22 protein-coding genes are annotated in these 26,357 nt (G+C 44.0%); 10 read left to right on the forward strand and 12 right to left on the reverse strand.

The window, feature by feature from the left end; all coding sequences use genetic code 11:
- Positions 1 to 256: 256 nt before the first annotated feature.
- On the forward strand, positions 257 to 1,123 hold the full coding sequence (locus MA_RS00920; RefSeq protein ID WP_011020228.1) for a class I SAM-dependent methyltransferase: 867 nt from the start codon (positions 257 to 259) through the stop codon (positions 1,121 to 1,123).
- Positions 1,124 to 1,373: 250 nt separating this feature from the next.
- On the opposite strand, the gene MA_RS00930 is transcribed toward MA_RS00920, so the two are convergent.
- Both MA_RS00930 and MA_RS00935 read right to left on the reverse strand, forming a co-directional pair.
- Positions 1,374 to 2,852, reverse strand: coding sequence for a phenylalanine--tRNA ligase subunit alpha (locus MA_RS00930; RefSeq protein WP_011020229.1), 1,479 nt, complete (start codon positions 2,850 to 2,852; stop codon positions 1,374 to 1,376).
- Positions 2,853 to 2,998: 146 nt separating this feature from the next.
- The gene (locus MA_RS00935) at positions 2,999 to 4,312 is read right to left on the reverse strand and encodes a tryptophan--tRNA ligase (RefSeq protein WP_011020230.1); all 1,314 of its coding nucleotides are present in this window, start codon (positions 4,310 to 4,312) and stop codon (positions 2,999 to 3,001) included.
- 346 nt (positions 4,313 to 4,658) lie between these two features.
- Between MA_RS00935 and MA_RS00940 the strand changes: the two genes are divergently transcribed.
- Genes MA_RS00940 through MA_RS00945 form a run of 3 tightly spaced genes read left to right on the forward strand, consistent with a single transcriptional unit; the run spans position 4,659 to position 5,483 of the window.
- A complete protein-coding gene (locus MA_RS00940) occupies positions 4,659 to 5,063 on the forward strand; it encodes a type VII toxin-antitoxin system MntA family adenylyltransferase antitoxin (protein WP_011020231.1) in 405 nt (134 codons plus the stop codon).
- A 1-nt stretch (position 5,064) separates the two neighbouring features.
- Complete coding sequence (locus MA_RS28275; protein WP_226990718.1) at positions 5,065 to 5,211, forward strand: hypothetical protein; 147 nt, start codon at positions 5,065 to 5,067, stop codon at positions 5,209 to 5,211.
- Positions 5,169 to 5,483 carry a type VII toxin-antitoxin system HepT family RNase toxin gene (locus MA_RS00945; RefSeq protein ID WP_011020232.1) on the forward strand — a complete coding sequence of 105 codons (315 nt, stop codon included), beginning with the start codon at positions 5,169 to 5,171 and terminating at the stop codon, positions 5,481 to 5,483. The genes MA_RS28275 and MA_RS00945 overlap by 43 nt, the downstream gene beginning before the upstream one ends.
- A gap of 19 nt (positions 5,484 to 5,502) precedes the next feature.
- Here the strand turns inward: MA_RS00945 and MA_RS00950 are convergent, their stop codons facing one another.
- From MA_RS00950 to MA_RS00970, 5 genes are all read right to left on the reverse strand, one after another.
- Complete coding sequence (locus MA_RS00950) at positions 5,503 to 6,717, reverse strand: radical SAM protein (RefSeq protein ID WP_011020233.1); 1,215 nt, start codon at positions 6,715 to 6,717, stop codon at positions 5,503 to 5,505.
- A 770-nt stretch (positions 6,718 to 7,487) separates the two neighbouring features.
- Positions 7,488 to 7,940, reverse strand: coding sequence for a MarR family winged helix-turn-helix transcriptional regulator (locus MA_RS00955; protein ID WP_048064833.1), 453 nt, complete (start codon positions 7,938 to 7,940; stop codon positions 7,488 to 7,490).
- Between the two features lie 110 nt (positions 7,941 to 8,050).
- Positions 8,051 to 8,518, reverse strand: a complete 468-nt coding sequence (locus MA_RS00960; RefSeq protein ID WP_048064834.1) for a hypothetical protein — start codon at positions 8,516 to 8,518, stop codon at positions 8,051 to 8,053.
- Positions 8,519 to 8,587: 69 nt separating this feature from the next.
- Positions 8,588 to 9,148 (reverse strand): TetR/AcrR family transcriptional regulator, encoded by a 561-nt coding sequence (locus MA_RS00965; protein ID WP_052279091.1) that lies wholly within the window; start codon positions 9,146 to 9,148, stop codon positions 8,588 to 8,590.
- A gap of 412 nt (positions 9,149 to 9,560) precedes the next feature.
- Positions 9,561 to 10,118: a TATA-box-binding protein gene (locus MA_RS00970; protein ID WP_011020237.1), complete on the reverse strand. Its 558-nt coding sequence runs from the start codon at positions 10,116 to 10,118 to the stop codon at positions 9,561 to 9,563.
- 366 nt (positions 10,119 to 10,484) lie between these two features.
- On the opposite strand from MA_RS00970, the gene MA_RS00975 reads away from it, so the two are divergent.
- Together MA_RS00975 and MA_RS00980 are read left to right on the forward strand one after the other, a co-directional pair.
- Positions 10,485 to 10,955, forward strand: coding sequence for a MarR family winged helix-turn-helix transcriptional regulator (locus tag MA_RS00975; RefSeq protein WP_011020238.1), 471 nt, complete (start codon positions 10,485 to 10,487; stop codon positions 10,953 to 10,955).
- 17 nt (positions 10,956 to 10,972) lie between these two features.
- Entirely contained in the window at positions 10,973 to 12,205 is a 1,233-nt protein-coding gene (locus MA_RS00980) for an MFS transporter (RefSeq protein WP_011020239.1), read from the forward strand.
- Positions 12,206 to 12,604: 399 nt separating this feature from the next.
- On the opposite strand, the gene MA_RS00985 is transcribed toward MA_RS00980, so the two are convergent.
- The 4 genes from MA_RS00985 to MA_RS01000 all read right to left on the reverse strand — a co-directional run bounded on the left by MA_RS00985 (position 12,605) and on the right by MA_RS01000 (position 17,189).
- Positions 12,605 to 13,213 carry a translation initiation factor IF-2 subunit beta gene (locus MA_RS00985; protein ID WP_011020240.1) on the reverse strand — a complete coding sequence of 203 codons (609 nt, stop codon included), beginning with the start codon at positions 13,211 to 13,213 and terminating at the stop codon, positions 12,605 to 12,607.
- A gap of 38 nt (positions 13,214 to 13,251) precedes the next feature.
- Positions 13,252 to 13,773, reverse strand: coding sequence for a 50S ribosomal protein L16 (locus MA_RS00990; RefSeq protein WP_011020241.1), 522 nt, complete (start codon positions 13,771 to 13,773; stop codon positions 13,252 to 13,254).
- Positions 13,774 to 14,079: 306 nt separating this feature from the next.
- Positions 14,080 to 15,201 carry a DUF1786 domain-containing protein gene (locus MA_RS00995; RefSeq protein WP_011020242.1) on the reverse strand — a complete coding sequence of 374 codons (1,122 nt, stop codon included), beginning with the start codon at positions 15,199 to 15,201 and terminating at the stop codon, positions 14,080 to 14,082.
- Positions 15,202 to 15,344: 143 nt separating this feature from the next.
- The gene (locus MA_RS01000; protein WP_011020243.1) at positions 15,345 to 17,189 is read right to left on the reverse strand and encodes an MFS transporter; all 1,845 of its coding nucleotides are present in this window, start codon (positions 17,187 to 17,189) and stop codon (positions 15,345 to 15,347) included.
- A 291-nt stretch (positions 17,190 to 17,480) separates the two neighbouring features.
- On the opposite strand from MA_RS01000, the gene MA_RS01005 reads away from it, so the two are divergent.
- A complete protein-coding gene (locus MA_RS01005) occupies positions 17,481 to 18,254 on the forward strand; it encodes a DUF6293 family protein (protein WP_011020244.1) in 774 nt (257 codons plus the stop codon).
- Between the two features lie 147 nt (positions 18,255 to 18,401).
- Complete coding sequence (locus MA_RS01010; RefSeq protein ID WP_048064835.1) at positions 18,402 to 18,941, forward strand: MogA/MoaB family molybdenum cofactor biosynthesis protein; 540 nt, start codon at positions 18,402 to 18,404, stop codon at positions 18,939 to 18,941.
- Between the two features lie 88 nt (positions 18,942 to 19,029).
- Here the strand turns inward: MA_RS01010 and MA_RS24325 are convergent, their stop codons facing one another.
- Positions 19,030 to 21,774, reverse strand: coding sequence for a tetratricopeptide repeat protein (locus MA_RS24325; RefSeq protein ID WP_011020246.1), 2,745 nt, complete (start codon positions 21,772 to 21,774; stop codon positions 19,030 to 19,032).
- 227 nt (positions 21,775 to 22,001) lie between these two features.
- Here MA_RS24325 and MA_RS01020 point away from each other — a divergent pair, with 227 nt between their 5' ends.
- Entirely contained in the window at positions 22,002 to 25,238 is a 3,237-nt protein-coding gene (locus MA_RS01020) for a DEAD/DEAH box helicase (protein ID WP_011020247.1), read from the forward strand.
- A gap of 1 nt (position 25,239) precedes the next feature.
- Positions 25,240 to 26,178, forward strand: coding sequence for an SWIM zinc finger family protein (locus MA_RS01025; RefSeq protein WP_048064836.1), 939 nt, complete (start codon positions 25,240 to 25,242; stop codon positions 26,176 to 26,178).
- Positions 26,179 to 26,357 lie beyond the last annotated feature (179 nt).

Below are 26,357 nucleotides of genomic sequence, written 5' to 3' on the forward strand. Positions count from 1 at the left end.
TTGTGCCAGAAATAAGGTCCCGGAGCTACTTAATCCTTATTTCCCATGAAATTTTCAGGGATGAGTGCAGGAATAGATGCTCGAATACAACCGGATATGGGATATTCGATACATGAGCCCGATGTTATCTGCAACCCGGAAACTTTTTTGTTGTCTTTGTTATAGCAAAATTAAACGCATAGACCGACTAAATGAATACTGAGAGTGAATAGAGAGTAAATAAAATGAATAGTGAGAGTGAATAGAGAGGGGAATCATGACAAAAGCTGCAGCTAAAACAGGAGTGGGCCCAACAGCATTGGTCGCTATTGAACAACATTTTCCTGAGAATCAGCGAATAATCGAAGACGACCTGGCTTATAGAATACTGCCGTTAGGCATGAGAGCTTTTGTATGGCTGATGCGGTTTGATTCGTTAAGGGCCTGGATGATCCGGGTTACCGAGAAGGACACTCCCGGCATCTGGGGCGGGATGATGTGCAGAAAACGGTATATAGATGAGAAGCTGGTCGAGTCGGTCAATCAGGTTGATGCGGTCGTGAATCTGGGTGCGGGCTTTGACACCCGGGCATACAGGTTTCCATCTCTATCTGAAACTCCAGTCTGGGAGGTCGATCAGCCTGAAAACATCCGGTCAAAGCAAACCCGGCTTTCAGGATTGTTCGGAACGGTCCCTTCCCATGTCAGGCTTGTGCCGATAGACTTCGATCGCGAAGAACTGGGTTTCGTTCTGGCATCTTACGACTATTCTGCGGATAAGCGGACGTTTTTCATCTGGGAGGCAGTCACACAGTATCTGACTGAAACCGGTATCAGAACAACATTTGATTTCCTGGCTAAAGCTGAGCGTGGCAGCCGCCTGGTTTTCACATATGTTCGCAAAGACTTTCTCGATGGCCGGGTCATGTACGATTGGGAGAAAGTCTACAAAAAGTACGTAAAGGATAAGATCTGGCTTTTCGGGATGGATCCGGAAGAGTGGCCGAAATTTCTTGAGAGGTACGGCTGGAAGGTAGTCGAGCACGTCGGTTATGAAGAGCTTGCTGGGCGGTATATCAGGCCCACAGGTCGGGAACTTGCCTCTACGCCGGTCGAGCGAATAGTTTATGCGGAGAAAGTGTAGTCAACTGCATATGTCAGCCCAACTTTTCCTATGCCAGGAGGTGGCCGGGCGCGGCTGAACCAGCCGTTTTCAGGCAAATTGGTGAGTAATCTTTGATTGCACCGGTAAAATCGAGCATCAAAATTTCAACAACTTTGTAACGGAAGATCAAAAAAATGTGAAAAAAAGAATTGCCTGCGGGCTGAAGCAGGCAGTTTTTACGGCCCATGAGCCGCTTTAATGTTTAAAATTTGAATTTTTGCTTAAAGCTTTAAATCCTGCAGACTTCGCTCTTCCTGAGCCAGTCGATATCGGACTGGTAGAGGAGCCTCAGATCTTTAAGCCCCAGTTTCAGCATGGCGAGCCGGCTTACTCCGAGCCCCCAGGCAAGGACGGGTTCTTTGATCCCGAAAGGTTCCGTGACTTCTTTTCTGAAGACGCCTGCGCCTCCTAGTTCGACCCAGCCGAGGCCGTCCACGTAGACTTCCGGTTCCACACTCGGTTCGGTGTAGGGGAAATATCCAGGGCGGAAGCGGACTTCTTCGAACCCCATCCTGTGGTAGAATTCTGCAAGGAGGCCGAGCAGGTCTGCAAAGGACATGTCCTTGTCCATAACTACGCCTTCAAGCTGCTCGAATTCGGGGGTATGGGTCGGGTCAATCGTCTCTCTGCGGTAAGCCCTGTCAATACAGAAGGCTTTTACAGGCGGTTCGGGATTGTCTGCGAGGTACTTTATGGTTACTGAAGTGGTATGGGTCCTGAGCACATTGCGTCTGGCAAGTTCCCTGTCCCAGATCCCGCCCCAGCCGCAGGAGTCAATATCCCCCCCGCTCTCGTGCATTGCTGCTACTTTATCGGAATATTCAGCCGGGAGCTGGCAGATGCTGCCAAGGTGGAAGGTGTCCTGCATGTCCCTTGCAGGGTGGTCCTGGGGCTGGAAGAGGGCATCGAAGTTCCAGAAAGAGCTCTGGATTATGCCGCCTTTGATTTCCGTGAAGCCCATTTCCAGGAAGATCTGGCGCATCTGTTCAATCAAACGCCTGTAAGGGTGGATTTTGACTCCGTAGAGGGGATTTGGAGCAATGTCAAGCCTGTAAGGTCTGAACTTTTTCCCTTTCCAGGCCCCGCTTTTCAGCAGTTCGGGAGTGAGCTGGGCAATTTCTTCTTCAAGGACAATGCCTTCGGCAGCAAGAGCGCTCCCTGCTCCTGTTACGGAAACAGTCCTGGACTTCTCTTCGTGCTTTATGACAAGTTTGCGCTTGAGCAGTTCCTTTACAGTTCCTTCGTCGGCTGCAAGCTCTTCGAGAGTTTTTGCCTTGCCTGCGAAAGCCGCAAGAACTTCTTCGTCCCTGCCTGCAGGAGCGTTTCCCGAAGGTACCATAACTCCGTTTTCAACCTTTGCCCACCCTTTTTTTATGAGCCAACCGGTTGCGATCCCCACGGTCTTGGGGGAAAAGCGGCTCCTGAGTTCTTCAAGAGGGGCGGGAGCTTTCAGGGCGTCAATTATCTGGCGCTCCGGAAGTCCGGTTTTCGTATATTCTTCTCCCTCCTTTGTAAGGGAGTAACGTTCGAGCACTTTTTCAGATACGGAAGCAAGTCCTTTTTCCTGGAGCATGAAGGCTGCCTGCATTGCCGCATCCACCTGCAGCCCGGACTTCTCTTCCAGTTTATCGGGAGCTGCCGACCCCAGTTCCTCAAGGGCGAGCAAGACTTTTTTTTCGTTGATTGTAAGGTTATCCTGAGCACTCATATTGTAATCACGTCCTGATCTTCCTGAAATGATTAAGGATTTGATTGTTATAAGGATCCGATCTTTTATCGGAATCTGATAAGTCTGCTAATTAATCTGACTTTGTAAATTTATGAATAATTCAGTCTTTGCAAATTATGAATAGTTCAGTCCTTGTAGATAATTCTGTATTCGTCAAGATGTTCCCGTGCAAGTTCTCGCTTTTCCTGATGGTCTTTAAGGAATTCCTGCATTTTTTCGGCTGCAAGCTGCTTGCATGAGCCGCACATCCTTGTTCCGGAGATACATTCCTGCTTGATTTCCAGCAGTTCTTCATCGCTGGCAATCAGGTGGAAAAGCATGAGTTCAAAGACCGAACATTCCTCGGGTTTTCCTCCCAGTTTTTTCTGCTCTTCGAGGGTTACGCAGCCCCCGGTTTTTGCCCGCTTTACCTTTTTTGCCCCTTCCTTCGGGGAGTCCGTAAGGGCAATCTGGCTTTCGGGAATACTGCTGGACATCTTCCCACCCTGCAGTCCGCTCATGAACCTGTGGTAGGTGGAGGCTGGAGGAATAAAAGCGTAGCCTCCGAACTCGACTGTGACTTCCCTGACAAGCTTTTCAAGTCCTGCAAGATCGGGATACTCGAGCACGTCAATATGCTCTTCATAGAGTTTTACTTTCCCGGGAATGCGTTTCTTAAGCTCCTGGAGAGCCTCTTTCTGGGCGGTTTTTCCCCTGACGCTCAGGTATTTCCTGCCTGTCTTTACGTCTTCCCGCTCCTCTACCCTGAACATGTTCATCTTGCCTGCAAGCCCTCTTGTCAGGCGGAGGTGAGGGTCCTGGTCCGGGCCTACGGGGACGACAACCGGCTTAGGCCCTCCGAATTCTTCAAGCTGGGGCTGGAGGATATCTGCAGCCTGGGTTGCCACGCTGAGCATATGGGAGAGGCTGGTCTCTCCCGAAAATCCATAAATTGCACTCAGTTCCGAGAAATTTACCTTGGCCCCGAGTTCAAACGCCAGGTCTTTGACGCTTCCGCAGCCTGACTGGAAGTAAATAAGGCCGTCGGGTTTGAATCCGAGGGCAATAAGGCTTAATATGTATTCTTCAACCCCTATTTCCCTGCACTTCTGCCAGGAAAAACCGCGTACGGAAAAAGCTTCTCTGTCTGCAATCCCGACAAAGGCGGAAGCTCCCATTTCCTGATGCCAGACGATCTGGTCCATGACCATCTTGTGTCCCAGGTGAACCTTTCCGGAAGGCATAAAGCCGTCCATGACCGAAAAAGGGGCACCTGTCCGCATGGCCTCTGCAATCTGTTCGTAATCACGGTGCCCGAAGATAACTTTTCTCCGCATGTACATATGCGGGGAAGGGATTTCCGGAAGTACGTTTTCAAAAGGAGAAATCCCGAATTCTTCGAATAACTTTGAATAGTCAGTAATGTCGCTTGAACTCCACGGGTCAAGTTTGGTATCCATAAAATCCCCTCATAAGCTGTCTTTTCCGGAAAATTGCCGCAGGCAGCTTTTTCTTGCTACATAAATAAGGGTAACGTAAATAAGGGTGTAAACTTCTTTCCGGCTAAATCGCTCTTTAAAAATACCTGCTCATATGTAAATGTTTATCTTCTGGCGTTAAGTTCCAGACATTAATATCAATTTACATATCTTTTCTTAAGGCTATTTGGAAGAAATTTTCTCAAAAACTGAAATGTAATCTGTAAAAAATTTAGGAGTTAGCCCACGCCTTTTCTGTCTTCTAATTAATCTTGATATCAGGTTCTGACCCCCAGAAATATATATTCAAAAGCTCAATTGTAATTAGATGGACAAGAGCTCATTCTTAGAAGATATAAGCAAGACTTTAGCCGGATTAAAAGAGGTAGATACAGCCTACGTATTCGGTTCATTTCTTGAAAGAAAAAATTTCAACGATATCGATGTAGCTTTGCTCCTGTCCGAAAGTTTAGATCCTTATCAAAGTCTCAAGTTTTCTTTAAGAATTGCAGGTGAGCTGGAGAGGCGAATCAGGCCCAGATTTGAGTTTGACGTAAAAATACTTAACAGTTCTCCGATAGAATTTCAGTTCGAGGTTATTAAAAAAGGACATATTATCTTCTCCAGGAACGAGTCCAACAGAATCGATTACGAATCTGAGGTAATTTCGGCTTATCTGGACCTGAAGTATATGTATGATTTGATAGACAAGGAACTCCTGGCGAGGGCATGAAATGAGAATACTGGCCCATCTCAGAGAGCTTGATGAATACCAGAAGGACTGGGAAAGATATCAGACCATATCCCTGGAAGACCTGCGAGATAGGGAAAAAGGAATATGGTTCTTCATGCCATGCTGGTCGGCATTCAGGCAGCCATAGATATAGCTACCAGCTTAATAGCTAAAGAGGATCTGGAGAAACCCACGACATATAGAGAAGCCTTTGAAATACTGGGTCAGGCCGGTTTGATCCCGGAAGAACTTGCTGAAGAGCTTTCGGATCTGGCGGGGTTCAGAAATGTCCTCGTTCACGTATACTGGCAGCTAGATCTTGATCAGGTATATGGCGTCCTGCAAAATGACCTTAAGACTCTGAAGTCCTTTTTGCAGGAAGTTAAGGAATTATTAGGTCAGGATTCATTTTTTGAATGAATCTCTGGGTTTTAAGAGGTTATTTCTCGCAGATCTCTTCAAAAGGATAGGGTAGTTTTGCCTCTTCGGGGATTTTGTCTACAAGATCCATAAACTCGGGGTCATGCATGGGGCTCAAACTCTTCTGCCTCTGGAAATACGGATAGCTCCTGATCCTCTGCCAGATTTCTTTTAAGGACACTTCTTTTACATTCCCGAACCTGAAAGGAGGGTAAGGGCTTGGTTTTACATCGCCGTCTGCGGTTACATGCATCCAGCGCCTGCCTGCCATGGCACCCATCATCTGCCCCTCGAAATAGGTGTTTGAAAACATCCTTGGACCTTCCGGGGTTGAGTTAATTCTTTGGTACATTTCAAGAATTGTTTTTCGATCCCTGCCCGTAATCACAGGTTCGCCTCTGTTTTTCGGCATTGATTCCCAGACCGAAAACTCATGTACCCTAAGTTCCGCTGCAAGGGCATAGAGGGCAGGAAGTTCCTTCATGTTTGAGGGAGAGGCGTGAGTTGTCATTACAACAAGAAGCCCGGCTTCAAGAGCCAGTTTTATGGCAGAGATTGCCCGTTCATATGCTCCTGCAGAGTTTCGGACTGCATCGTGTTTTTCGGGGTCGGTAGAGTAAACACCTACCATGAGGGCATGAATCCCGGCTTCCTTCAGTTTAAGGGCGGTTTCTTTTGAAAAATCCGTACCCCAGGTGGAACAGTTAACTATAGCCCGGGTTTTGTCCACATACTCGATAAGCTCAAATACATCTTCCCGCAGCAGGGGGTCATTTTCGGTAAAATTAATAATGAGGGTGCCAAGTTCCAGGGCTTCGTCTATTACTCTTTTTATTGTATCCGTATCAAGTTCGTCAGTAGCAGTTTCCGGCGGATACCTTGCACTGTTCCGGCGGGTGATCTCGATTGAGACGGTTTCGGGCACGTATTTTCCCATAGCTATCTGGATTTCTGCAAAAATGAGGCGCTTGAAAACGGGGCTCGGGATGGGAGGCAGCCAGGCGGATGGAATAATCCTGTCCTCCTGCACAAGAGCCGGTTTTTCCTCCTGCAGGCGTGAATTCATCTTTTTCAGTACAGGGCTGCAGGCCGCTTTCAGAGGCCCGTTTGTTACAAGTTTCAGGGCTTTCCCTTCCTGCCGCTGAAGGTTCACAGACAGCCCTGGCATGGAAAAAAGTTCTATAGTTCCGCTTCTTGCTGGAGAGTCCGTCGCATTCTTTTTTTCAGGAGTCATTTTTCCTCATTCAGGCTTATAGCTTTATTATGTGGTTGACTGGAATATATTTAAAATCGTCCCTGTTTTTCTGAAGGCTGAAATCTATAAGGCTTTTCTCTTAAGAAAGTTTAGATTCTTTAGAACTTTCAAACTTAAGCGATTAAACTGAATGCTTCTGTTATTGAATTACATAATAAATATCTAAATTATTTCAATGAAGCTTATAGATTTGTTTATTATGGCTCTGTTTGAATTTAACCCACTTTCCGCAGTAAATTTTCGCATATTCACATTTTTTCCTGCTATCGATTTTCAATAAAACGTGGATTTATTGGACTTTTATGCAGGAGGTAAAGCAGCTATATGGTGTATCATAGAGACAAAAAACGATATCATTCAATTTTCACCAAGTTCCATTAAAAGTCCAAATTAATTTGATTTGTTTCAAAAACGCTATCAGGGAAAATATTGATTTTTGAAAAAATACTGCGGAATGTGGGATTTAAGTAACTATTCAGCCGACCCAAATCATTTATGAGCAACTTTGGGATAATACAAAGATATACTTTAAAATTTCAATAAATACAACGGCGGATTCCCTACAAAAAAAATCTCAAAATCAGCTTCAATAGGCTAAAAATCAATCTTCAACAATAAATCGTCAAGTGAGCTTAAATAATGGAGGTATGTTATTTCAGGGGTTTTCTACAGAAAGCTGGAATTCCAAAATTCATATGAAAAGCTTCTTTGAGAGAAATCTTCTGTCTTTGTCTCTGGATTTGAGGCCGTTAGAGCCTGCTTGCATTCAATGCAATCTTCCGCATGATCTCAGTAACAGATGCCAGCTCCTCTGAGTCAAACCCCTTGAGAAGAAGTATATTTAGCTCTAATCTGATTTTCTCCATCTTGTATCTCAGTTTTTTTCCTTTTTTTGCAAGGTAGAGCCTTTTGACTCTTTTGTCATCCAAATCGATTTTACGGTAGATGATGTCTTCTTCTTCCAGTCGAAGTATGGATCTTGTAATCATTGTTTTATTAAATTCGCCTGACCGTGCAAGACTTTCCTGGCTACATCCCTCATGATCAAACAATGACATCAAGATGGCATAATGTACCCATCCCATGCGATATTGTGCCAGTTCTTCTTCGAAATTCTTCTGAACAGAACTGTACGTAAATGATATCATTTTGTCAACGGTGTCAATATCCTCGATCCACTTGATCGTTGTTTCTTCGTTCATAATTTTCACTCGTAACAAATCAACATCATTCAAATGTTAGAATTTTAGCATAAAAATTACATTTTTGATGTTTTGCTTTTTAACCCGATATAAATGGAAATGAATTATCGTTATATTGCCCATGTTTTGTTTAGCTCTTCAGCTTTTACTTGCGCTGCTTCCATTGTTTCGAAGATCTCTGTGAAGGGGTAGACATACAGATACATTCTATCAGTAACCTGCATGGTTCTGTATATGAGAGTGTAAACAGGTTTGTCCATGGCATCTGCTTTCAGATAGCTGATTTCATACTCACCAAAATTTACCAGTATATATTCCAAGCCATCTATTTCTATTATCTCAGGAAATTCTATGCCATCAAATAACTGTTTCCCGACTGAAAAATTCAAGTCCTTATATAGTAATATTGGTCGAACAAACACTTTCGGAAGCTTCGATTCCTCGTCTTTGTCTGAGAAATATGACACATCCACTTTCTCATCTGCATAGTTAGAAAAACTCGCGTTTCGAGACGCATAGTCATATACTGATTCATATATTTGTACAACTATTCCATTGATCTCGATTTGAGTTGACATAATTTTCAATCCTATAAATTATATAGACTGGTCTGTATATATCAGGTAAAAAATATATGGGAATTTAAGTTATTTATTTTTTAATAAAATCGGGATTTTTTCAGCAGCAGCTATCAGCATTGTATTATCATTACGAATCAAAGATATCGTTATTGCGCCTTCAATCGTTAATTGAAGAATTAAGCTTAGTTCTGCTGATTTTTCTGATGAAAATCCACTACTGACTAATTTTTGATAATATGTGTCAGTCCACAGATCATAGACTTCAATACAAGCTTTTCGTAAAGATTCACTTATTGAGACCGTCTCTAATGCCAGCAAACCGATAGAAAAACAATTTTCCTGGTCTTTTTCATTGAATTTCCGTGCTAAATCCAGAATCAACTCCTCGATGGCCTGTACTGGATCGTTATTCTTTGCTAATTCTTCTTCTATATTGTGTTGAATCTTGTCCCCCATCAATTTTATAGTAGCTTCCGCTAATTCCTCCTTTCCGTTTGGAAAATAATAATACAATGATCCTTTTGGTGTTGCACTTTCTTTAATAATCTCATTTAACCCCGTAGCATGATAACCTTTTTTTTGAAATAAAAAAGCAGCTGTAGTAAGGATTTTTTCACGTGTATTCATTTTGGATTCCACAAAATTTTTTGATAACAAGCATGGTAACTGAAAAACATAGGTCAAGAATACCTTCTCATTTATTTCAAACATGGGAGCTGTGCTCTATTTTTTGGAATCGATTAGTAACTCACGGACATGACATAATTATTTTCCAGCAATTATAAAGACTGGTCTACATAATATATATGTTTTACTGACTCTTCTGACGCATTACTACAGCTGTAAACTTAAAGCCATTCAAGAACAAATCCTAAAAAACTTCTTATGCCAGAACTTAACTATTTTTGATATTTTTCAGCATTTTGTAATTTTCGATACCCAACTTTGTAAGATTTCGGTTTTTACAGTTCTGTCAGGACCTGGGTTGATAGAACAAGGCGCAGGAATCTTTAAAGCGGATAATGTTTTTGGGGTCTATTTAATAAAGAAGTCCTAAGTTGTCCAACTGTGTTTTGATGATCCGAAGGCCTTCTTCGCAATCCTCCGGACATTTTCCACCTGTGATTACCAGTTTGCCAGTTCTGAACACAAGCACTACCACTCTGGGATCCGCAAGCTTATAAACTAGTCCAGGAAATACCTCTGGTTCGTACTCGACGTTTTCCACGCCAAAGGCGCTCAAAACGGCGTTCAGGTTTAAACTCGTCCTTAAGTTTGCGGAAGCTACGACATTTTGAACATGAATCTCAGGCTTCAGATATATTCCTTTGTAACCGATGGAATTGAGCTCGTTAGCCAGATTGAAAAGAGCTATGCGGCTGTTCTCGACATTCTTAGTTCCGGTACATACCACTTTTCCGGAAGCGAAAATTAGAAAAGCAGCCTTTGGATTCTCAATTCTGTATACGAGACCCGGGAACTTATTTTTGTTATATACTGCGCCTTTAAGCCCGGTATCCAGTAATTTTTGCAGGTCGAAATCTTCTGCCAGCCTGGTAGATGCCACTATGTTCTCTATAGTTATTGTGGGTTCCATACAACATCCCATATAATTATTGGCAATGGTGTAGGTTATTGAAAAACGTAAATAAACAGTATCTATCTATTTTTTATCAAACATGGAGGATATACTCTTTTTTGGAATTGATCAGTTACTCACACCCATAGCCGGATTACTTTTTTTTCTATCAATTATAGTGACTGGTCTACATATTATTTATATTTTACTAATACTACATATCAAGCTGGTTTTTCTCATCGATGATTCAAATCTAAAAAATGATCAAAGTTCGAATCCCATTTAGTTGTATCGACAACTATTTATCTTTCTAAGTAGTTGTGTGCACAACCAACTTGGTTGCATCTGCAACTATTTTGAACCTACAATGTGGAGAGTAATTAAATGGGTACAATTGAATTCGATGGAAACTCACATGCTAAAGAACTATGTGGTAAGGAATTCATCGGAAAGGCTATCTCATATCTCTATAGATACGAACAAGTTTACATTGGGAAAAAAATTGAACCTTATGGTATTGGAAGCGGACAGTTTCCTTTTCTTATGAGACTGTATCGTGAGGACGGGGTCAATCAGGAGAGTCTTTCTGACTATCTAAAAATTGATAAAGGCACTACTACAAGGGCTATACAGAAACTTGCTGATGAGGGTTATGTTTTCAGACAGAGGGATGAGAAGGACAGACGATCATACAGGATTTTTCTTAGTGAGAAAGCGAAAAAGCTGGAGCCTGATATGAAAAAAATAGCTTTGGAGTGGGAGGATATTCTCTTTTCCGGCTTTGACGACAGTCAAAGAAAAGAGATTACGAACTCCCTTGAAATTATGTTTGAGAATGTATTGAAAATAATGTGAAATAACGAGATAGGGTCATGCAATTTAAAAAACGAGATGGGATCATGCAATTTAAAAATATTCATCTGCTAATGCTCTGTACCACTACATATTTTGCAATGGCGGGAGGCTCTCTTTTAGCACCAGTCTTGCCAGATATGGTGGAACCTCTGAATACAACGTCCCATGAAGTAGGACTGTTGATATCAACGTACGCTATCTCAACGGCTATTTTTGCACTGGTAATTGGACATTTCATCGACCGTGTGAACCGTAAGAAGATACTTGTTCCCTGCCTTGTGATTTACGGTCTAACAGGACTTGTAAGTTATTTTACTTCTGACCTGCACTCACTTCTTATCTTGAGGTTCATACAGGGCATAGGGGTAGCAGGGATGATGTCTTTGCCCATGTTGGTCATAGCGGATGTGTACAAAGACCATAAAAGTTTGTATGCCATGAATAAGGTTAGTATGGCTCTTGCCATTGGCTCGGTATCTGCCCCTCTTATAGGCGGAGGACTTGCAAATTTGGGGTGGAACTATCCATTCCTTTTCTATGTACTTTCACTTCCGCTTGCTTTTGTTGTGATGTTCTTCCTTCCAGAGACAAGGGTCCAGAGGGACAATGTCAGTCACAAAGGCATATTAGATGGGTTTACAGCACTCAAGGAAATGAGAATATTATACACGGTATTCCTGAGCTTTGCGGTCTTCTTTATACTATATTCAGTTCTCACCTACGTCCCCTTTATGCTTAAGAATGTATTAAGTTATACTGCAAAGGAATCCGGACTTATACTGGCTTTTCAGGGAATAGCTATCATTTTGATGGTCCCGCGTGTGAAGACTCTAGCTAGTAAGCATTCAACGATACTAATTATTGCTATTGGTTTTGCACTTGATGGACTGGCAATATTTTCGATTTCGTTTGCGTATTCTATTGTCACGGTTCTTCTTTTAATATTGCTATTCGGAGCAGGTTTTGGGCTCTCTCAAACCGCAATTGATGCACAGATAGTCCAGATCGCCCCTTCAGAATCAAAAGGCGGTGTGTTATCTATTCACAACACAATGAAATATATTGGGCAGAGTCTTTCTCCCATCTTACTTGGTGTAGTCCTGGCACATTTTGATCTTGAGACGGTTTTCATTGTATCAGGTTCTTTTGGGTTGCTTGTTGCTCTGATGACATATTTAATGAAGAAGATTTTTGAAAACTCAGGTGAGGAACGCATAAGAGAGAATAAAATATCGTTGTCACATCAATAATTTGTTGATTGTTAGATGATGCAATGCAAAATACAGGATTCTGGCGAGAAAGGAAAAAAGCTCGAACTTGATACAAAAAAGATAGCTTTGGAGTGGGAGAATATTTTCTTCTCGCTGGTGCTGGTGTATGCTATCTCAACTGTTTTTAAACTGGTTATGGGGATTTCACCGATCATATGAATAGCAAAAAAAATACTATATTGAAAAATTAATCTCCGGAAATGGAGACATATTTTGTAACAATTAAGATAGATTTAAAAGGCTACCTGAATTGTTACTTAAAAACACGAACAATTTCGGGATAAAACACTAAAATAATAATTTAAGTTGCCCAGGCACGAAAACCGAAATAATTAGTAGTCTGCCCGGACGGCATCTTTGAAATAAAAAGCTTAAACCTCATACTTTTTCTGAGAAGGCGAGGTTTCCGCTGATTTTCTTTATCTTTACTTTTACCACGTCGCCTTTTGCGGCTCCGGGCACGAAGACTGTGTACTTATCAATTTTTGCTATCCCGTCACCTTTGGACCCAACGGCATCTATCCGGAGTTCGTAGGTTCCGCCTTCTTCGATAGCATCCCTGACAACCACGTTACTTACCTTTCTCTTTTTGACAGGCCTGTGAGCTCCGCAGGCAGAACATTTCAGGACAAGCACCCTGTCCACCCTGACAAGCTGGGTATCCGGGCGTCCGCATTCCGAACACATGACGTATTCGTCAACATATGCCTGAATATTATCTGAAATCTGAGCTCTCGTAAACCTGCCCTGGAAGACTGCACGTGTGCCTTCTATCTTCCCTGCAGTCCCCAGTTCCCTGGTGAGATATTTCATCAGGTGGTCAGGGTCCCGGTTAAGGGTGTCTGCAATATTCCCGAAGTTATCCAGAATTGTGGTTTTTCCTTCGGAAAAGAGTTTGGGTTCAGGGATTACGAATCGAGCATCGGTAGTCTCTGTGTCCGGCATCTTTGCCATTGCACGGTTCAAAAGCTCTTCGTAATCATACATTCTTTAGACTCCCTTGCAATTTTACGGCTTCTTCCCGATTACTGTACCAGTTCTGCGCCTTCATCGACAACGATTCTGCAAGGGGTAGGCAGCTTCTGTCCGGCGTGCCAGAGAGCTTCCTTTGCAGCCTTGAAGTTCTGCTTCTCAACGGCTACTGTAAAGATCTTCTGCATCGGTTTTACCCTTGCTGCGGTACCGACATTCTTTCCAAAAGCCCTGCGCATTCCACTGGACACACGGTCTGCTCCGGCGCCTGTTGCCTGCTTGTTTTCCCTGATTACTTCGTGGGGGTAAACACGGAGCTTCATGTAAAAGCCCATTTTTCCTGTGTCAGCTACAAGGTGCCTGTTTGCCGTGATACGGGCTGCTTCAAGTGCAGTATGCCTGATCTGGCATTTTTCTTCTACGATCAGGGAAATTTTTACAGGGAAACTTGTGTTTGCTTTGTCTCCCATATCATAGTGAATAACCTGGCTTCCGGGAACACCGCCCATGTATTTTCTTCTGGTAAATGAGCGCTGTCTCACGTTTCTATACATACTTCCTGGCTTTCGTACCATTAGTTTGATTCTCCTGAAAATGATGATTTTGATAAAATTTTGAGTGGAACCTTTTTCCACTTATAACCCATTTATAAGCGTTTGCTTCAAGTTTACGAAAAAACTGTCTGGCAAACCGTTGAGTATGGAGATATGTGCATATAGAGATACCTGCCTGTATTTACATTTATCTGTAAATCTGCCCTCACGGGTTCCGGCAGGAAACTTCTGTGTCCCCGGGTTCTCCGATAGGGAATTTCGTATCTGAAACTCTACAGTTCCTGAAATTTTATATATCCCGGGCTTAGGTGACTTACTCCCTACTACTTAGTGGTTTATAAGTTTTATTGATGGTTCCGGGTATTTCTCTAAAAATCCTGCAAGAAGCCCGAAGCAGCCTGAAAGCATCATACTCCCGAAAGGTGCGGCAAAATGCAGCTTTTTTGAAATTTCCTGCCTGACTTCCGAGTCCGGGAGCTTTTCAAGCATCTCCCTCTTCGGGCCGGTAACCATTATCGAGCTCACCTGTTCAAAGCCGCAGACTTCCTTTATATAAGCTCCATGTCCTCCGTCATCAAAGACTTCCTCAAAGCCAAGGGCCCCGTCGGCAAGCCGGATAATGTAGTCCTGAAGCTTTTCCGGATCCATGCTGGAACTGTGGTGTTCGAAAATGGCTGTGATCCTGTTTTCATTCACAAGTGCTCCGAGCGTATGCCCGTTTCCTATATTGACCACGATGGCAGGCTGGACGGCCGCAGGGTCGATAAGCGCCCCAAATACGGCTGCGGGGCCCGTATCCATGAAAACTGCCCGTGTCTTGAGGACGGTCGTGGATTTAAGAAGCGAATCCGCCTGGGCTTTCATGCGGGTAAAAGCCTGCGGGATTTCTTCGGGCAGGAACACAAAGTTTTCGAGCTTTCCCCCCATTTCGATAAGTTCCTTTAGAAGTTCGAACCTGTAGACCCTGTTGCTCTTGTCCGGGGCGTTTCCATGGTCCTGCACTGCCACTGCATAATTTTCCGACATCCTTACCTCAAAATTTGAAAGTGCACAGGAAACGGCGCAGGGGTCAAAGTCCTGCATAATAACTTCCAGCGCTTCTCCCGAAGCTGCAAGTTTCTTTGCATCTTCCGTTGAGACGATCTGGACTCCGAAAGCTTTCACCCGCTCAAGGTTGTCATGAATGGTTAAAGCAGCGTCTTCCGTGGCATATACAGGAAGCCCTGTTTTTAAGTGAGCGCGGACAGCCCATGCTGATGGTCCTCCCCCCATTATGGTCCCGGTAAGTACAAGCGCCTTTCCTGCCTTTGTCACTCTCCGCACCCTTTCCGCAGTAACCTGTGTGGGGGCGGGCATGACCATTATCAGGCTGTTTTCAACTTCTTTTTCCGAGTCAAAGAGCAGGATATCCTGCGTACCTGTACCTATATCCGCTGCTAGTATATGCATACCCTGAGCATTGGGCTGATAAGTTATTAAAATATGGGAAAATGGAGGTAAGCAGGGAACTGAATCTAAAAAAAATGGAGATAACCGAATTTTTCCCCTTACTGCAATCAGTTATCTCTATCTTATTTTGTTCAGCGTTATTATCAGATCTGCGCTCTTTCATCTGCTCTTGCAATACTATCTTTGCTAATATCGCTGCTAATATCGCTGCTAATATCGCTGCTAATATCGCTGGTAGAACTGTGAATCTCGTAAACATACAGTTGTCCCCTCATTGCTGACAGTACCGCAGCCATACCTGAAAGTACAGCCCCGATTATGAATGATATCCTCAGCGCCGGCATGAATGCTTCCTGAAGTGTCTGCGGGAACCAGTAATTATCTGTCAGCGTGGTAACAATCTGTTGCGGTATCGTATTTACTATGCCAGAACCCATTGAACTCAGAATTGAATCCATCGGGTTGTAGCCCAGGAAAGCGGAGAACAGGGCATTGGTCGGAGACATGCTGGCAAGCTGGTCTGCCAGTTCCTGCATGGTAGGAGTTATCTGGGATCCAAGGCTGGCGAATGAGCTGTGGATGGCTTCCGGAAAAGCTCCCTGAATACCAACTATTACGATTGTAAAGAACACAGCCATGCTCAGCGTCGATGCCGAATTCATTAACGTTGACATCATTCCTGACGCAACGCCCCGGTCCTGCGGAGGTACCGAGTTCATTATCGAGGAAGTGTTCGGTGAGCTGAACATGCCGCTGCCTATGCCCATCAGGAAAATAAGGATGCCAAGCTCCCAGTAGTCGAAATTATAGGGAAGCATTGCGAGTCCGACGAAGACCAGAGTGACAAGGGTCATACCCGCAGTTGCTATCCATCTCGGACCGTATTTATCGGAAAGTATCCCTGAAATAGGTCCCATGATAATGAACCCGAGGGTCATGGGAAGCATATAGATGCCGGCCCAGAAAGGCGTATCTTCAAAGCGGTAACCGTGAAGTGGGAGCCAGATACCTTGCAGCAGCAGGATGAGCATGAACATGATGCCGCCACGTGCAATAGCTGCTGTAAAGCTGGCAAGATTTGCATAGGTAAAAGCCCTAATCTTAAAGAATTCCAGCCTGAACATTGGATTCTTTACCCTGCTCTCTACAAATGGGAAAGCAATCAAGAGTAGTATGCCGATCCCAACCGTAGCAATCACCAGAGGATTGCTCCATCCCATTGCGTCTGTAATGCCGTTGTGTTCGTAAGGCATCAGGCCATAGGTTACGCCGACAAGTAGAGAGGTCAGCCCTCCGATAAAGAATAAGTTCCCTACAATATCTATGCTTGTCTTTGGAGCCCTGAAAGAAACTTCTTTCATCTTCCTGTAGGACAATATCGTTCCCAGGAGGGCAAAGGGAATATTGACCAGGAATACATAGCGCCAGTTGTATGTCGCCAGTATTCCGCCCAGCAGCAGCCCGATAAACTGGCCGGACATAAGTGCAACCATATTGATTCCGAGAGCTTTTCCACGCTCACCGGCAGGAAATACGTCGGTAATTATCGCTGCACCGTTTGCCATGGTAAAGGCCCCGCCTACGGCTTGAATTATCCTGAAGATAATTAGTTCCAGTGCGCCGGTGTTTCCTGTGTCCGGGGTCAGGTAAAGCAGGACCGAGCCGATGGTAAAAATCAAAAAACCCAGCCTGAAAAGCTTAACTCGACCGTACATGTCAGCCAGTCTTCCTATACTGAGGAGTATTGTCGCAGTGACCAGTCCATAACCCATAAGGGTCCATAGAAGGTACTGGAATGCCTCCGGCTCCATGGGGTTGAGCTTGATTCCATTGAATATGGCGGGCAATGATATCAGAATTATACTGCTGTTAATTGTGCCCATCAGTGATGACAGTGTGATATTGAACAGTGCAGTCCACTTGTATCCGATGCCCTGTTTTTGTATCTCCGTATTCTTTTTATCCGTTACATTACTGTTTTTACTCAAACTATTACCTCATTTTTACTGCCGGCCAGTGAACTGGCAGGATCTGCGGCGGCAAGGATAGATATGTTTCGGTCACGATTATTGTAGTGACAAAATAATTTGTGATTGGATATTAACTCGTGATTCGAATGCTATATGTCCTGCAACTGCTCCATTTCGCCGACAGAGGCTGGACGTATAGCTGTCATGAGGGTTTTTTCTCTCCAGTTTGCCCTTTATCCCTCAGGGAGAATTTAATAACTTCTGCGTAAGTATCGTTAATAACGTTAATATCGTTAATATGGTGATCCGGTGGAAGAGATCGTACACATTATACCCCTTGCCTCCGAAATCGATATGGCTGTCAAGCCATTTGACAAAATGAGAGCTAATAAAGTCTACCTCTTACATACCAGGCCCGTAAGTAAAAAGTTCGGTTCGAGAAGTCATGAATACTTTTTACAGGAAGTAACAAAACGCCTTGAACAGAAGAACATAGAGGTTATCACCGTGGAGAGTGACCTGTCCGATCCGCTTCCTCTTTTATCGACTATAAGTGACATAATCGTTCGGGAGAAAAAAGAGAAGAACCTCATCTATGTCAATATGAGCGCGTCAGGGAAATTGACCGCTGTCTCATCAACTTTTGCAGCCATGCATCATGATGTTAAAGTATACTACGTATATGCGGATGGGGGTTACTCAAAAAATGAAGAAGAGTTGTTAGAGCACGGTTCGTCCATCGTTAAGGAACTGAAGTATTTCATTTTAACCAATTTTACCATTGACATCCCGACCGGAGCAAAAAGCGTATTCCTCACCGAACTCTATCTAAAAAAGAAAATGACAACCAATGACATCATTAATATGATCAAAGAAGGTAAGCTTCCGGGCTTTGAGGATCTCAATGAGAGTTTGGGTGGAAAACAAAGGACGTCCAGTAATATGCTGGTAAGGATAAATAGAGGCCTGCTTAATGAGTTAAAACGAAACGGGTACATCCTTATTGAAAAAAGGGGCAGAAATAATATTATTTCCATAACAGATAAGGGAAAGTATGCTGCATGTCTGATAGGTCATGCCTGAGTGTTTGCTGACAGGACAAATCCTCAGGATTCTATGCAGTCTTCGGGGGCTGGGTAATTATAGGAGTTCGAAGCTAACTGAAAAATACTCTAAGATCATTAAGACTAAAGACCTGAAGATTATATCGAAATCAATTAGGTGATTTTCATGACAGAATCTACACCGGAAATTCACAAAAAAAACGCTAAAAAATCTTTTTCTTTCGCTTTAATCACAGTTTCGACCTCAAGGTACGAAAAGTATGGGGATTCAGTTTCTCCCGACGAGGCAGAAGACCTTTCGGGAAAAGCCATGAAAGAACTTCTTGAGGCTGCAGGCAACAATGTCTCTTTCTACAGGCTTGTGCCTGACGAAAAAAATACACTTCTAAATGCCATTTCTGATGCTCTTGACAGCTCTGCGGACATCGTTATAACAAGCGGAGGAACAGGGCTTGCCCCAAAAGACCTTACTATCGAGTCCGTAACTCCTCTTTTTGAGAAAGAAATCCCAGGCTTTGGAGAACTTTTCAGATACAAGAGCCTTGAAGATATTGGGACATCGGTAATCCTGACCAGGGCTTCGGCAGGCGTGATTAAAGGAAAGGCTGTATTCTGCCTGCCGGGATCACCAAACGCGGTGAAGCTTGCCCTTTCTGAGATTATCATTCCTGAAGCTGGGCACATTGTCAGGCATGTGAGGGAATAATTCTGATATGTTTTGGGAGATGGGCTTCTCATGAAATAAATGAGTTTGAAGAAGAGGTAATCTCAGTACTATCGTGAAATTCCAAAAATCACTTCTTTTCGTTTTCGCTCATCTTTGAAAGAAGCCTATTATAATTGTTCTTTATTACTACTGAATTGGGCTGATTTTGTCCCAACTTTTTTTCAACTATATCTAATGCCCTTTGATAAAGGGGGAGTGCTTTTTTGTATTCTCCAATCCGATAATGGAGTCCTGCGAGATTATTTAGTATTGTTGCAACATCTGGATGTTGTGGACCCAGAGCCTTTTCTTTTATTTCAATTGTCCTTTGATAAAGTGTAAGTGCTTTTTCGTGATCTCCCATAATTTCATAGAGCCTGGCGAGATTATTTAGGGTTCTTCCAACATCTGGATGTTGTGGCCCCAGAACTTTTTCACGAATGTCAAGTGATCTTTGATAAAATGCGAGTGCTTTTTCGTAATCTCCAATATTTTCATAGATTAACGCAAGACTATTGAGGGTTCTTGCTACATCTGGGTGTTGTGATCCCAGAACCTTTTCATCTATTTCAAGTGAACGTTGAGAAAGAGAAAGTGCTTTTTCGTAATCTCCTACACGCCTATAGAATCCGGCAAGATTGTTTAGAGTTGTTGCAATACCTAGATATTGTGGACCAAAAACCTTTTCATTTATTTCAAGTGCTCTTTGATAAAGTGGGAGTGTTTTTTGGTAATCTCCCATACTATCATAAAGTAATGCAATGTTGTTTAGAGTTGTTGCAATATCTGGATGTTGTGGCCCCAGAACCTTTTCATATATTTCAAGTGCTCGCTGAGAAAGTTGGAGCGCTTTTTCGTACTCCCCCATCTGTCGGTAGAGTACTGCGAGATTATCTAGACTTGTTGCAAAATTAGAATGTTGTGGTCCCAGAACCTTTTCTTTTATTTCAATTGTTCTTTGATAAAATATAAGTGCTTTTTCGTACTCTCCCATACTTTCATAGAGTCCTGCGAGATTGTCTAGGGTTATTGCAACATCTCGGTGTTGAGGTCCCAGAACCTTTTCATATATTTCAAGTGCTCGTTCTGACAGTTGGAGTGCTTGTTTGTAATTTCCCATACTTTCATAGAGCCCGGCTAGATTGTCCAGGCTTGTTGCAACGTCTGGATGTTGAACACCCAGAATCGTTTCGCCAATGGCAAGTGCCCGTTCAGAAAATTGGAGTGCTTTTTTGTACTCTCCCATTTTGTAATAGAGTACATCGAGAATGTTTAGAGTTGTTACAATATCTTTATGTTCAGGTCCGTGTTTTGCTTCAAGAATTTGCAGCATTTCTTCATACATAGGGGTAATTAATTGCCAGAATGCTGCTCTGTTGAACGGATCAGATACAGAAATAAACCATTTGAGCAAATCTTCAGCTTCAAGTGCCTCTTTTGCATGGTAGAAGGCTTCAGTTAAGGCTATTTCGTGTTCTGGTGTTATCTCCTTAATATCGATATCTTTTAGTTGATTGCTGTAGAAGTCAAGCATAAAATTATGGACTTCTTTTTTCAAATCTTGATCTTGGTAATCCTTCAGGCTTTTTCTCATAAGCTGGTGCATGGAACATTTTCCTTTATCGTCAACGTCCATAAAAGAGAAGCTATGCAGTTCTGAAAAACTGGTTGCAGGATATCCAGTATTAAATTTCTCGACTAGGATTTTGAATAATTCACGGTTCCAGTATCTGGGGACCGATAAGACTTTCAGTGTTTCTTTTTCTTCCCTGTCAAGGTATTTGACAAACCTGCAGAAAATACCTTCCGGAACTTTTGCGAAGTTTTCTGGAGTGGGCTGCTTTTTTTTCTTTATTTTTCTGTAGATATCGATAGAGAGTTCAAGATAGTAAGGTACGCCTTCACTGCTTTCAATGAGTACGTTCTGGATATCCTCTTCAGTGATTCCGCACTGTTTCAACAGATCGAGAGCATCTTTTTCTGGAAGTTTTCCAATTTTACGCTGGTCAAGGTAATTTTTCCAGTCCTCATCTACTTCTTCCCAGCGAAGGGATTCTTTTCCACAGATTACCCACAGACAGGATTTTTGTATTTTTTCAATAAGTTTTCTGAGCCATTCGTCCCTGGAATTGAAACTTCCCTTATCTCTTTCTTTTTCCCAGAGAGCTTCGTAAGTGTCTATGAAAATAACTGCTAATTCTGAAGTGTTCTGCAGGTGGTCAGCAAGGTCGTGGGCTAGGTAAACAGGTAACCGTTTGTATATCTCTGTAGGTTCAAGATTCTGAAGTCCGGAAATATCTTCCTCGCGTTTTAGAACCCATTTCTGATAATGTTTTGGTAAATTTTTTGTAAGGTTATACACATTTGGTATCAGGTTTGCAGGAACAAATTCGTCGCAGACATCCAGAATATCATGAACGATGCTGCCTTCAGAGTAGTTTTCTTTTACCAGGGGATTATGTGGATTGATTTTTTTCCAGTAGGTGGCAAGGGCAATGTCAAAAGAGTTGAATTTGACGTTGTATTTCTGGCGCAGTTGGCTGGAAAGAACTTCGAGGAACTTATAAGGCTGCTTGTATTGTTCGGTGGCGAAGTCTATTGAAGTCCATATAACTCTTGTGTGAAGGTCCGATTCGTTGTGTTTTTCAAGCAAGGCTGGAAGTTCCTTTCTAAGACTGGTTTTTCCAATCCCGGCAACGCCATAATAGACCAGGATACTGTAGTTCTGTTGGTCGATGTTATTGAAGGCTTTTTCAAAAGCTTCAGTGAACTCTTTCCTATCAACGAATGGACATTCTACTTTTTCATCAAAATTTGTAGGACAAACTGACACCCAATTCCTCTGAAAATAAGTTCTTAGTCAGCTTAAATTTCCAATCAATTGAAGTATTTTCAACTTACTCTATATTACACTATTGAAATCTTTCATTTCTAATTACCAGGCAAAAGACATCCATCAATAATAAGCTGAAAATTTGCCGGAGTACCACTGTAAAATCAAAGTTTTGAAACAGCCTTCTCCGATCCTTTTTTATATGTCTTCTCTATTATACAAAATACATGATAATTTTGCATGCAGGAAGAGTCGGAAAACAGTTCTTTCTGTGGGGCGAAAGCCCGGCTGAAAATGAAACTCCGCCTGTCCGGCGCGGGAGAAAGCCTAAGAAGCCGGTTGCAAAACCTTATCCTTACGATTCGGGTGTTGAAAACCTGTCTTCTGCTCTTGAGCTGCTGCTGGGCAGTACTGGCCGGAAAAAGGCAGAGGAAATCAATGTCTGGATCCCGACAGCAGGCTGGAATCCAATCCCCTCCAGTCCTCTCGTTGCTGAAATTCCGGCTTCGAAAGCAGAACTTTCCCTAGCTCCCTGGACTGTTCACGCATATCCTCTGGAAGCTGAAGAAGCTATTGTTCTCCTCTGCGCCTGTATGGGAAAAAAGGTTCTTGCTCCCGGCATAATCTCGGGAAATGATCTTCTCTGGTGGGCGGATGCCCTGAAATTTGCAGGCTCGCTGGTAGCAGGACAGAAATACCTGCCTGGCGTCAGGGGCGGGGAAGGAGAGTACAAGGCTTTCTGGGAACCCGTATTTTCCGGAGAAGATGCGGGGGAGCTGGCAAGACTTGCAAAGCAAATGCCTCCGGCTGCAAAGGCTCTTGCTCTTGAAACCTCTTCCGTGCAGCCGGAAATACTTGCTGCTGTAGCGGCAAGGCAGTTTATCGAAGAGGCTCTTGACTGGATAGTCCGGTCCGAGATCGGGGAAAAAGAGCTTGCAAAAGAGGCGCGTAAAAGAAAATCCTTTGATAGCGTCCATGACGCCTGGGTTTCCGCTCTTAAAAGCCCTGACGGGTTGATCCACGGAGAAGAAAAAGAACTCCTGCAGCTTGCGTTCCGGACCCGTGAATGGCAGCGCCCCCTTACTGTACTTACAACTTCTCCCTTCAGGTTCTGTTTCCGGCTTGAAGAGCCAGCTGCGGAAGAAGAACTCGAAGAAACCGAGGAATCCGAAGCCGGAAAAATGGATACTAAAAAAGGCAGGAAAGGGATAGCTGACATAGAAGTTCCCGAAGAACTCTGGTACGTCCGCTATATGCTTCAGTCCTACGAAGACCCAAGCCTTCTGATTCCTGTAAAAGAGGCCTGGAAACCAAAGAAGGGCAGCCCGTTGAAAAGATATGATGTAAAAAACATTCGCCAATTTCTGTTATCTTCCCTTGGACAGGCTGCTGGCATCAGTGCAGGAATTGCTTCCAGCCTTGAAGCTCCCAACCCGTCCGGATATTCCCTTGATACGAAAGAAGCTTACCGCTTCCTGACTGAAAGTGCAGCGGATTTAAGCCAGGCGGGCTTCGGGTTACTTCTCCCCGGCTGGTGGACCCGTAAAGGTACAAAGACCCACTTAAAAGCCCAGGCTAATGTTAAGGGCAAGAAGTTGAAGGCCGGATACGGGCTTACACTCGATAAAATCGTCAGCTTTGACTGGGAAATTGCCCTTGGAGACCGTGCACTCACAGTCAGGGAACTGCAGGCTCTTGCAAAGCTCAAAGCTCCGCTTGTGAAATTCCGCGGGCAGTGGGTCGAGGTCAACGATGCGGAAATCCGGGCTGCCCTTGAGTTCTGGAAGAAAAACCCCCACGGGGAAGCAAGTCTGCGCGAAGTTCTAAAACTGGCTGTGGGAGTCTCCGAAAAAGCCGATGGTGTAGACGTTGAAGGGCTTAATGCAGCCGGCTGGATCGAAGAATTAATCCGCCGCCTGAAGGACAAAACCGGGTTTGAAGAACTTCCGGCTCCTGACGGTTTTTCAGGCACCCTCAGGCCCTACCAGTTCAGAGGTTACTCCTGGCTGGCTTTCCTGAGGCAGTGGGGCATAGGAGCCTGCCTTGCAGACGACATGGGGCTTGGTAAAACCATCCAGACCCTTGCCCTTATCCAGCACGACCTGGAACAGGTTAAAGGGCAGGTTGAAGAAAAGGTTATAGAAAATGCTGAAGAAAAAGTTGAAGGACTTAAAGCTGCAAAACCGGTTCTTCTGGTCTGTCCGACCTCTGTCATCAACAACTGGAAAAAAGAGGCGGCTCGCTTTACCCCGGAACTTTCGGTAATGGTCCACCACGGGACCAGCCGGAAAAAGGAAGAGGAATTCAAAAAGGAAGCCACGAATCATTCTATTGTCGTCTCAAGCTACGGGCTTTTGCAGCGGGATCTTAAGTTTTTAAAAGGGGTTTCCTGGGCCGGAGTGGTACTTGACGAAGCCCAGAATATCAAAAACCCGGAAACCAAACAGGCAAAGGCAGCCAGAGCTCTTGAAGCCGATTACCGCATAGCTCTTACGGGGACTCCGGTTGAAAACAACGTGGGAGACCTCTGGTCTATCATGGAGTTTTTAAACCCCGGCTTCCTAGGCAACCAGGCAGGTTTCAAGCGGAATTTCTTTATTCCCATTCAGGCCGAAAGGGATCAGGAAGCTGCAAGGAGGTTAAAAGAAATTACGGGCCCCTTTATCCTGCGCCGTCTGAAGACCGATACTTCGATTATCTCCGACCTGCCGGAAAAGATGGAAATGAAAACCTATTGTACGCTGACAAAAGAACAGGCTTCCCTCTATGCCGCAGTCCTCGAAGACATCGAAGAGACGATGGAAGAGGCTGAAGAAGGCATCCAGAGAAAAGGTATAATCCTGTCCGCCCTTACCAGGCTCAAACAGGTCTGCAACCATCCGGCGCAGTTTTTGAAGGATAACTCTGCTGTACCCGGCAGGTCAGGAAAACTTGCAAGGCTTACCGAAATGCTGGATGTAATCCTGGAAAATGGGGAAAAAGCCCTTGTGTTCACCCAGTTTGCGGAGATGGGAAAAATGCTAAAAGAACACCTGCAGGCAAGTTTTGGCTGTGAAGTCCTTTTCCTGCACGGCGGGGTCCCCAGAAAGCAGAGGGATCGGATGCTTGAGCGTTTCCAGGAGGGAAAAGAATACCTCCCTATCTTTGTCCTCTCCCTTAAAGCTGGAGGCACGGGGCTTAACCTTACAGGAGCGAACCACGTTTTCCATTTTGACCGCTGGTGGAACCCTGCTGTTGAAAACCAGGCTACGGACAGGGCTTTCCGTATAGGCCAGACGAAAAATGTAGAGGTGCATAAGTTCATCTGTGCGGGTACGCTTGAAGAAAAAATCGATGAGATTATCGAGCGCAAAGTGCAGGTTGCAGAGAACGTTGTCGGAACAGGTGAAGGTTGGCTGACAGAACTTTCCAACGAGGAATTGAAGGATATTCTTGCTCTCCGAGAAGAAGCGGTAGGTGAATAAAATGGCAGCTTACTGGGACGGCTATGGGAATTACGAACCCACAAAACCAATTGAAGTCAAAGGAGGCATCAAGGCTAAGTCCAAACGTGGAAGTTTCGCCCAGAGCTGGTGGGCAAAACGCTGGATCAAAACCCTTGAAAGTTTTAATATAGGGGCCAGGTTAAGTCGCGGAAAAAGCTATGCTCGCAAAGGGCAGGTAACCTCTATAAAAATAGAGACCGGACTTGTAAGGGCTAAAGTCCAGGGTTCAGACCCTAAGCCCTATTCGGTAACGATCAAAGTCCGGACCCTTACAGGTTCCGAATGGGAACTCCTTGCAGAAAAACTTGCCCTGAAACCGATCTTTGCAGCAAAGCTCCTTGCAGGCGAGATGCCGGAAGATATCGACTCCGCATTTAAGGAAATAGGTCTCTCCCTCTTTCCTGAAACACTCGATGACCTTGAAACCGACTGCTCCTGCCCTGACTGGTCAAACCCCTGCAAGCATATTGCAGCAGTTTACTACCTGCTCGGGGAAGAATTTGACAGGGACCCCTTCCTTATCTTTAAGCTAAGGGGTGTTGATATGGACGATTTTATGTCCATTCTTGGGAAGGGCTTTGTTCCGGAAACCGTGGACCGGGTAGCAGAAGCGGGGGTTCTTTCAGAAAAGGCCGATGATAAAACCGGAACTGCACTAGAAGCTGAAGGCTCTCCTGTTTCTCCTGAACCTCTACCCCTTGACCCCGAAGCTTTCTGGGGGATGCTCTCTGAAAGCCCTGAAGGGGAAAAAAGCTCCTCCTCTGAGGCTCACATCCCTCAGGTTCCTGCCGCTCTTCCAAAAAGGCTTGGAAAATTCCCATTCTGGCGTGGCGAAGAAGATTTACTTGAAGTGCTGGAGGAAATCTACAAAAAAGCTTCACCGGCAGGGGTGATGATTTTCCTTGGGGAACGTAAATAAATGCCTTTCATTTTTTCTTCAAGGTGAAAATTGTTTAAAAAATGCCTGAAAATATATTATTTCAATAAATACTTTTTAAAAATATCTTATTATTCTTAATTAGTTAAAATATTCTTTAATTTTAACTATTCTATATTCTAAAATGGTCTGAAAGTCTAAAATATTCTGAAAATATCCTT

Source organism: Methanosarcina acetivorans C2A, from assembly GCF_000007345.1.
In the GTDB taxonomy this organism is placed as follows: Archaea; Halobacteriota; Methanosarcinia; order Methanosarcinales; family Methanosarcinaceae; genus Methanosarcina; species Methanosarcina acetivorans.

What these genes read in the sequence shown, in the direction of transcription:
- MA_RS00935 (WP_011020230.1), bottom strand. Translation starts at nt 4,312, where the DNA reads ATGGATACCAAACTTGACCCGTGGAGTTCAAGCGACATTACTGACTAT.
- MA_RS00960 (WP_048064834.1), bottom strand. Translation starts at nt 8,518, where the DNA reads ATGTCAACTCAAATCGAGATCAATGGAATAGTTGTACAAATATATGAA.
- MA_RS01025 (WP_048064836.1), top strand. Translation starts at nt 25,240, where the DNA reads ATGGCAGCTTACTGGGACGGCTATGGGAATTACGAACCCACAAAACCA.
- MA_RS01020 (WP_011020247.1), top strand. Translation starts at nt 22,002, where the DNA reads ATGATAATTTTGCATGCAGGAAGAGTCGGAAAACAGTTCTTTCTGTGG.
- MA_RS00995 (WP_011020242.1), bottom strand. Translation starts at nt 15,201, where the DNA reads ATGCATATACTAGCAGCGGATATAGGTACAGGTACGCAGGATATCCTG.
- MA_RS00945 (WP_011020232.1), top strand. Translation starts at nt 5,169, where the DNA reads ATGGTTCTTCATGCCATGCTGGTCGGCATTCAGGCAGCCATAGATATA.
- MA_RS00955 (WP_048064833.1), bottom strand. Translation starts at nt 7,940, where the DNA reads ATGAACGAAGAAACAACGATCAAGTGGATCGAGGATATTGACACCGTT.
- MA_RS00950 (WP_011020233.1), bottom strand. Translation starts at nt 6,717, where the DNA reads ATGACTCCTGAAAAAAAGAATGCGACGGACTCTCCAGCAAGAAGCGGA.
- MA_RS00990 (WP_011020241.1), bottom strand. Translation starts at nt 13,773, where the DNA reads ATGGTACGAAAGCCAGGAAGTATGTATAGAAACGTGAGACAGCGCTCA.
- MA_RS00985 (WP_011020240.1), bottom strand. Translation starts at nt 13,213, where the DNA reads ATGTATGATTACGAAGAGCTTTTGAACCGTGCAATGGCAAAGATGCCG.
- MA_RS28275 (WP_226990718.1), top strand. Translation starts at nt 5,065, where the DNA reads ATGAGAATACTGGCCCATCTCAGAGAGCTTGATGAATACCAGAAGGAC.
- MA_RS01010 (WP_048064835.1), top strand. Translation starts at nt 18,402, where the DNA reads ATGACAGAATCTACACCGGAAATTCACAAAAAAAACGCTAAAAAATCT.
- MA_RS00980 (WP_011020239.1), top strand. Translation starts at nt 10,973, where the DNA reads ATGCAATTTAAAAAACGAGATGGGATCATGCAATTTAAAAATATTCAT.
- MA_RS00920 (WP_011020228.1), top strand. Translation starts at nt 257, where the DNA reads ATGACAAAAGCTGCAGCTAAAACAGGAGTGGGCCCAACAGCATTGGTC.
- MA_RS00970 (WP_011020237.1), bottom strand. Translation starts at nt 10,118, where the DNA reads ATGGAACCCACAATAACTATAGAGAACATAGTGGCATCTACCAGGCTG.
- MA_RS00930 (WP_011020229.1), bottom strand. Translation starts at nt 2,852, where the DNA reads ATGAGTGCTCAGGATAACCTTACAATCAACGAAAAAAAAGTCTTGCTC.
- MA_RS00975 (WP_011020238.1), top strand. Translation starts at nt 10,485, where the DNA reads ATGGGTACAATTGAATTCGATGGAAACTCACATGCTAAAGAACTATGT.
- MA_RS00940 (WP_011020231.1), top strand. Translation starts at nt 4,659, where the DNA reads ATGGACAAGAGCTCATTCTTAGAAGATATAAGCAAGACTTTAGCCGGA.
- MA_RS00965 (WP_052279091.1), bottom strand. Translation starts at nt 9,148, where the DNA reads ATGAATACACGTGAAAAAATCCTTACTACAGCTGCTTTTTTATTTCAA.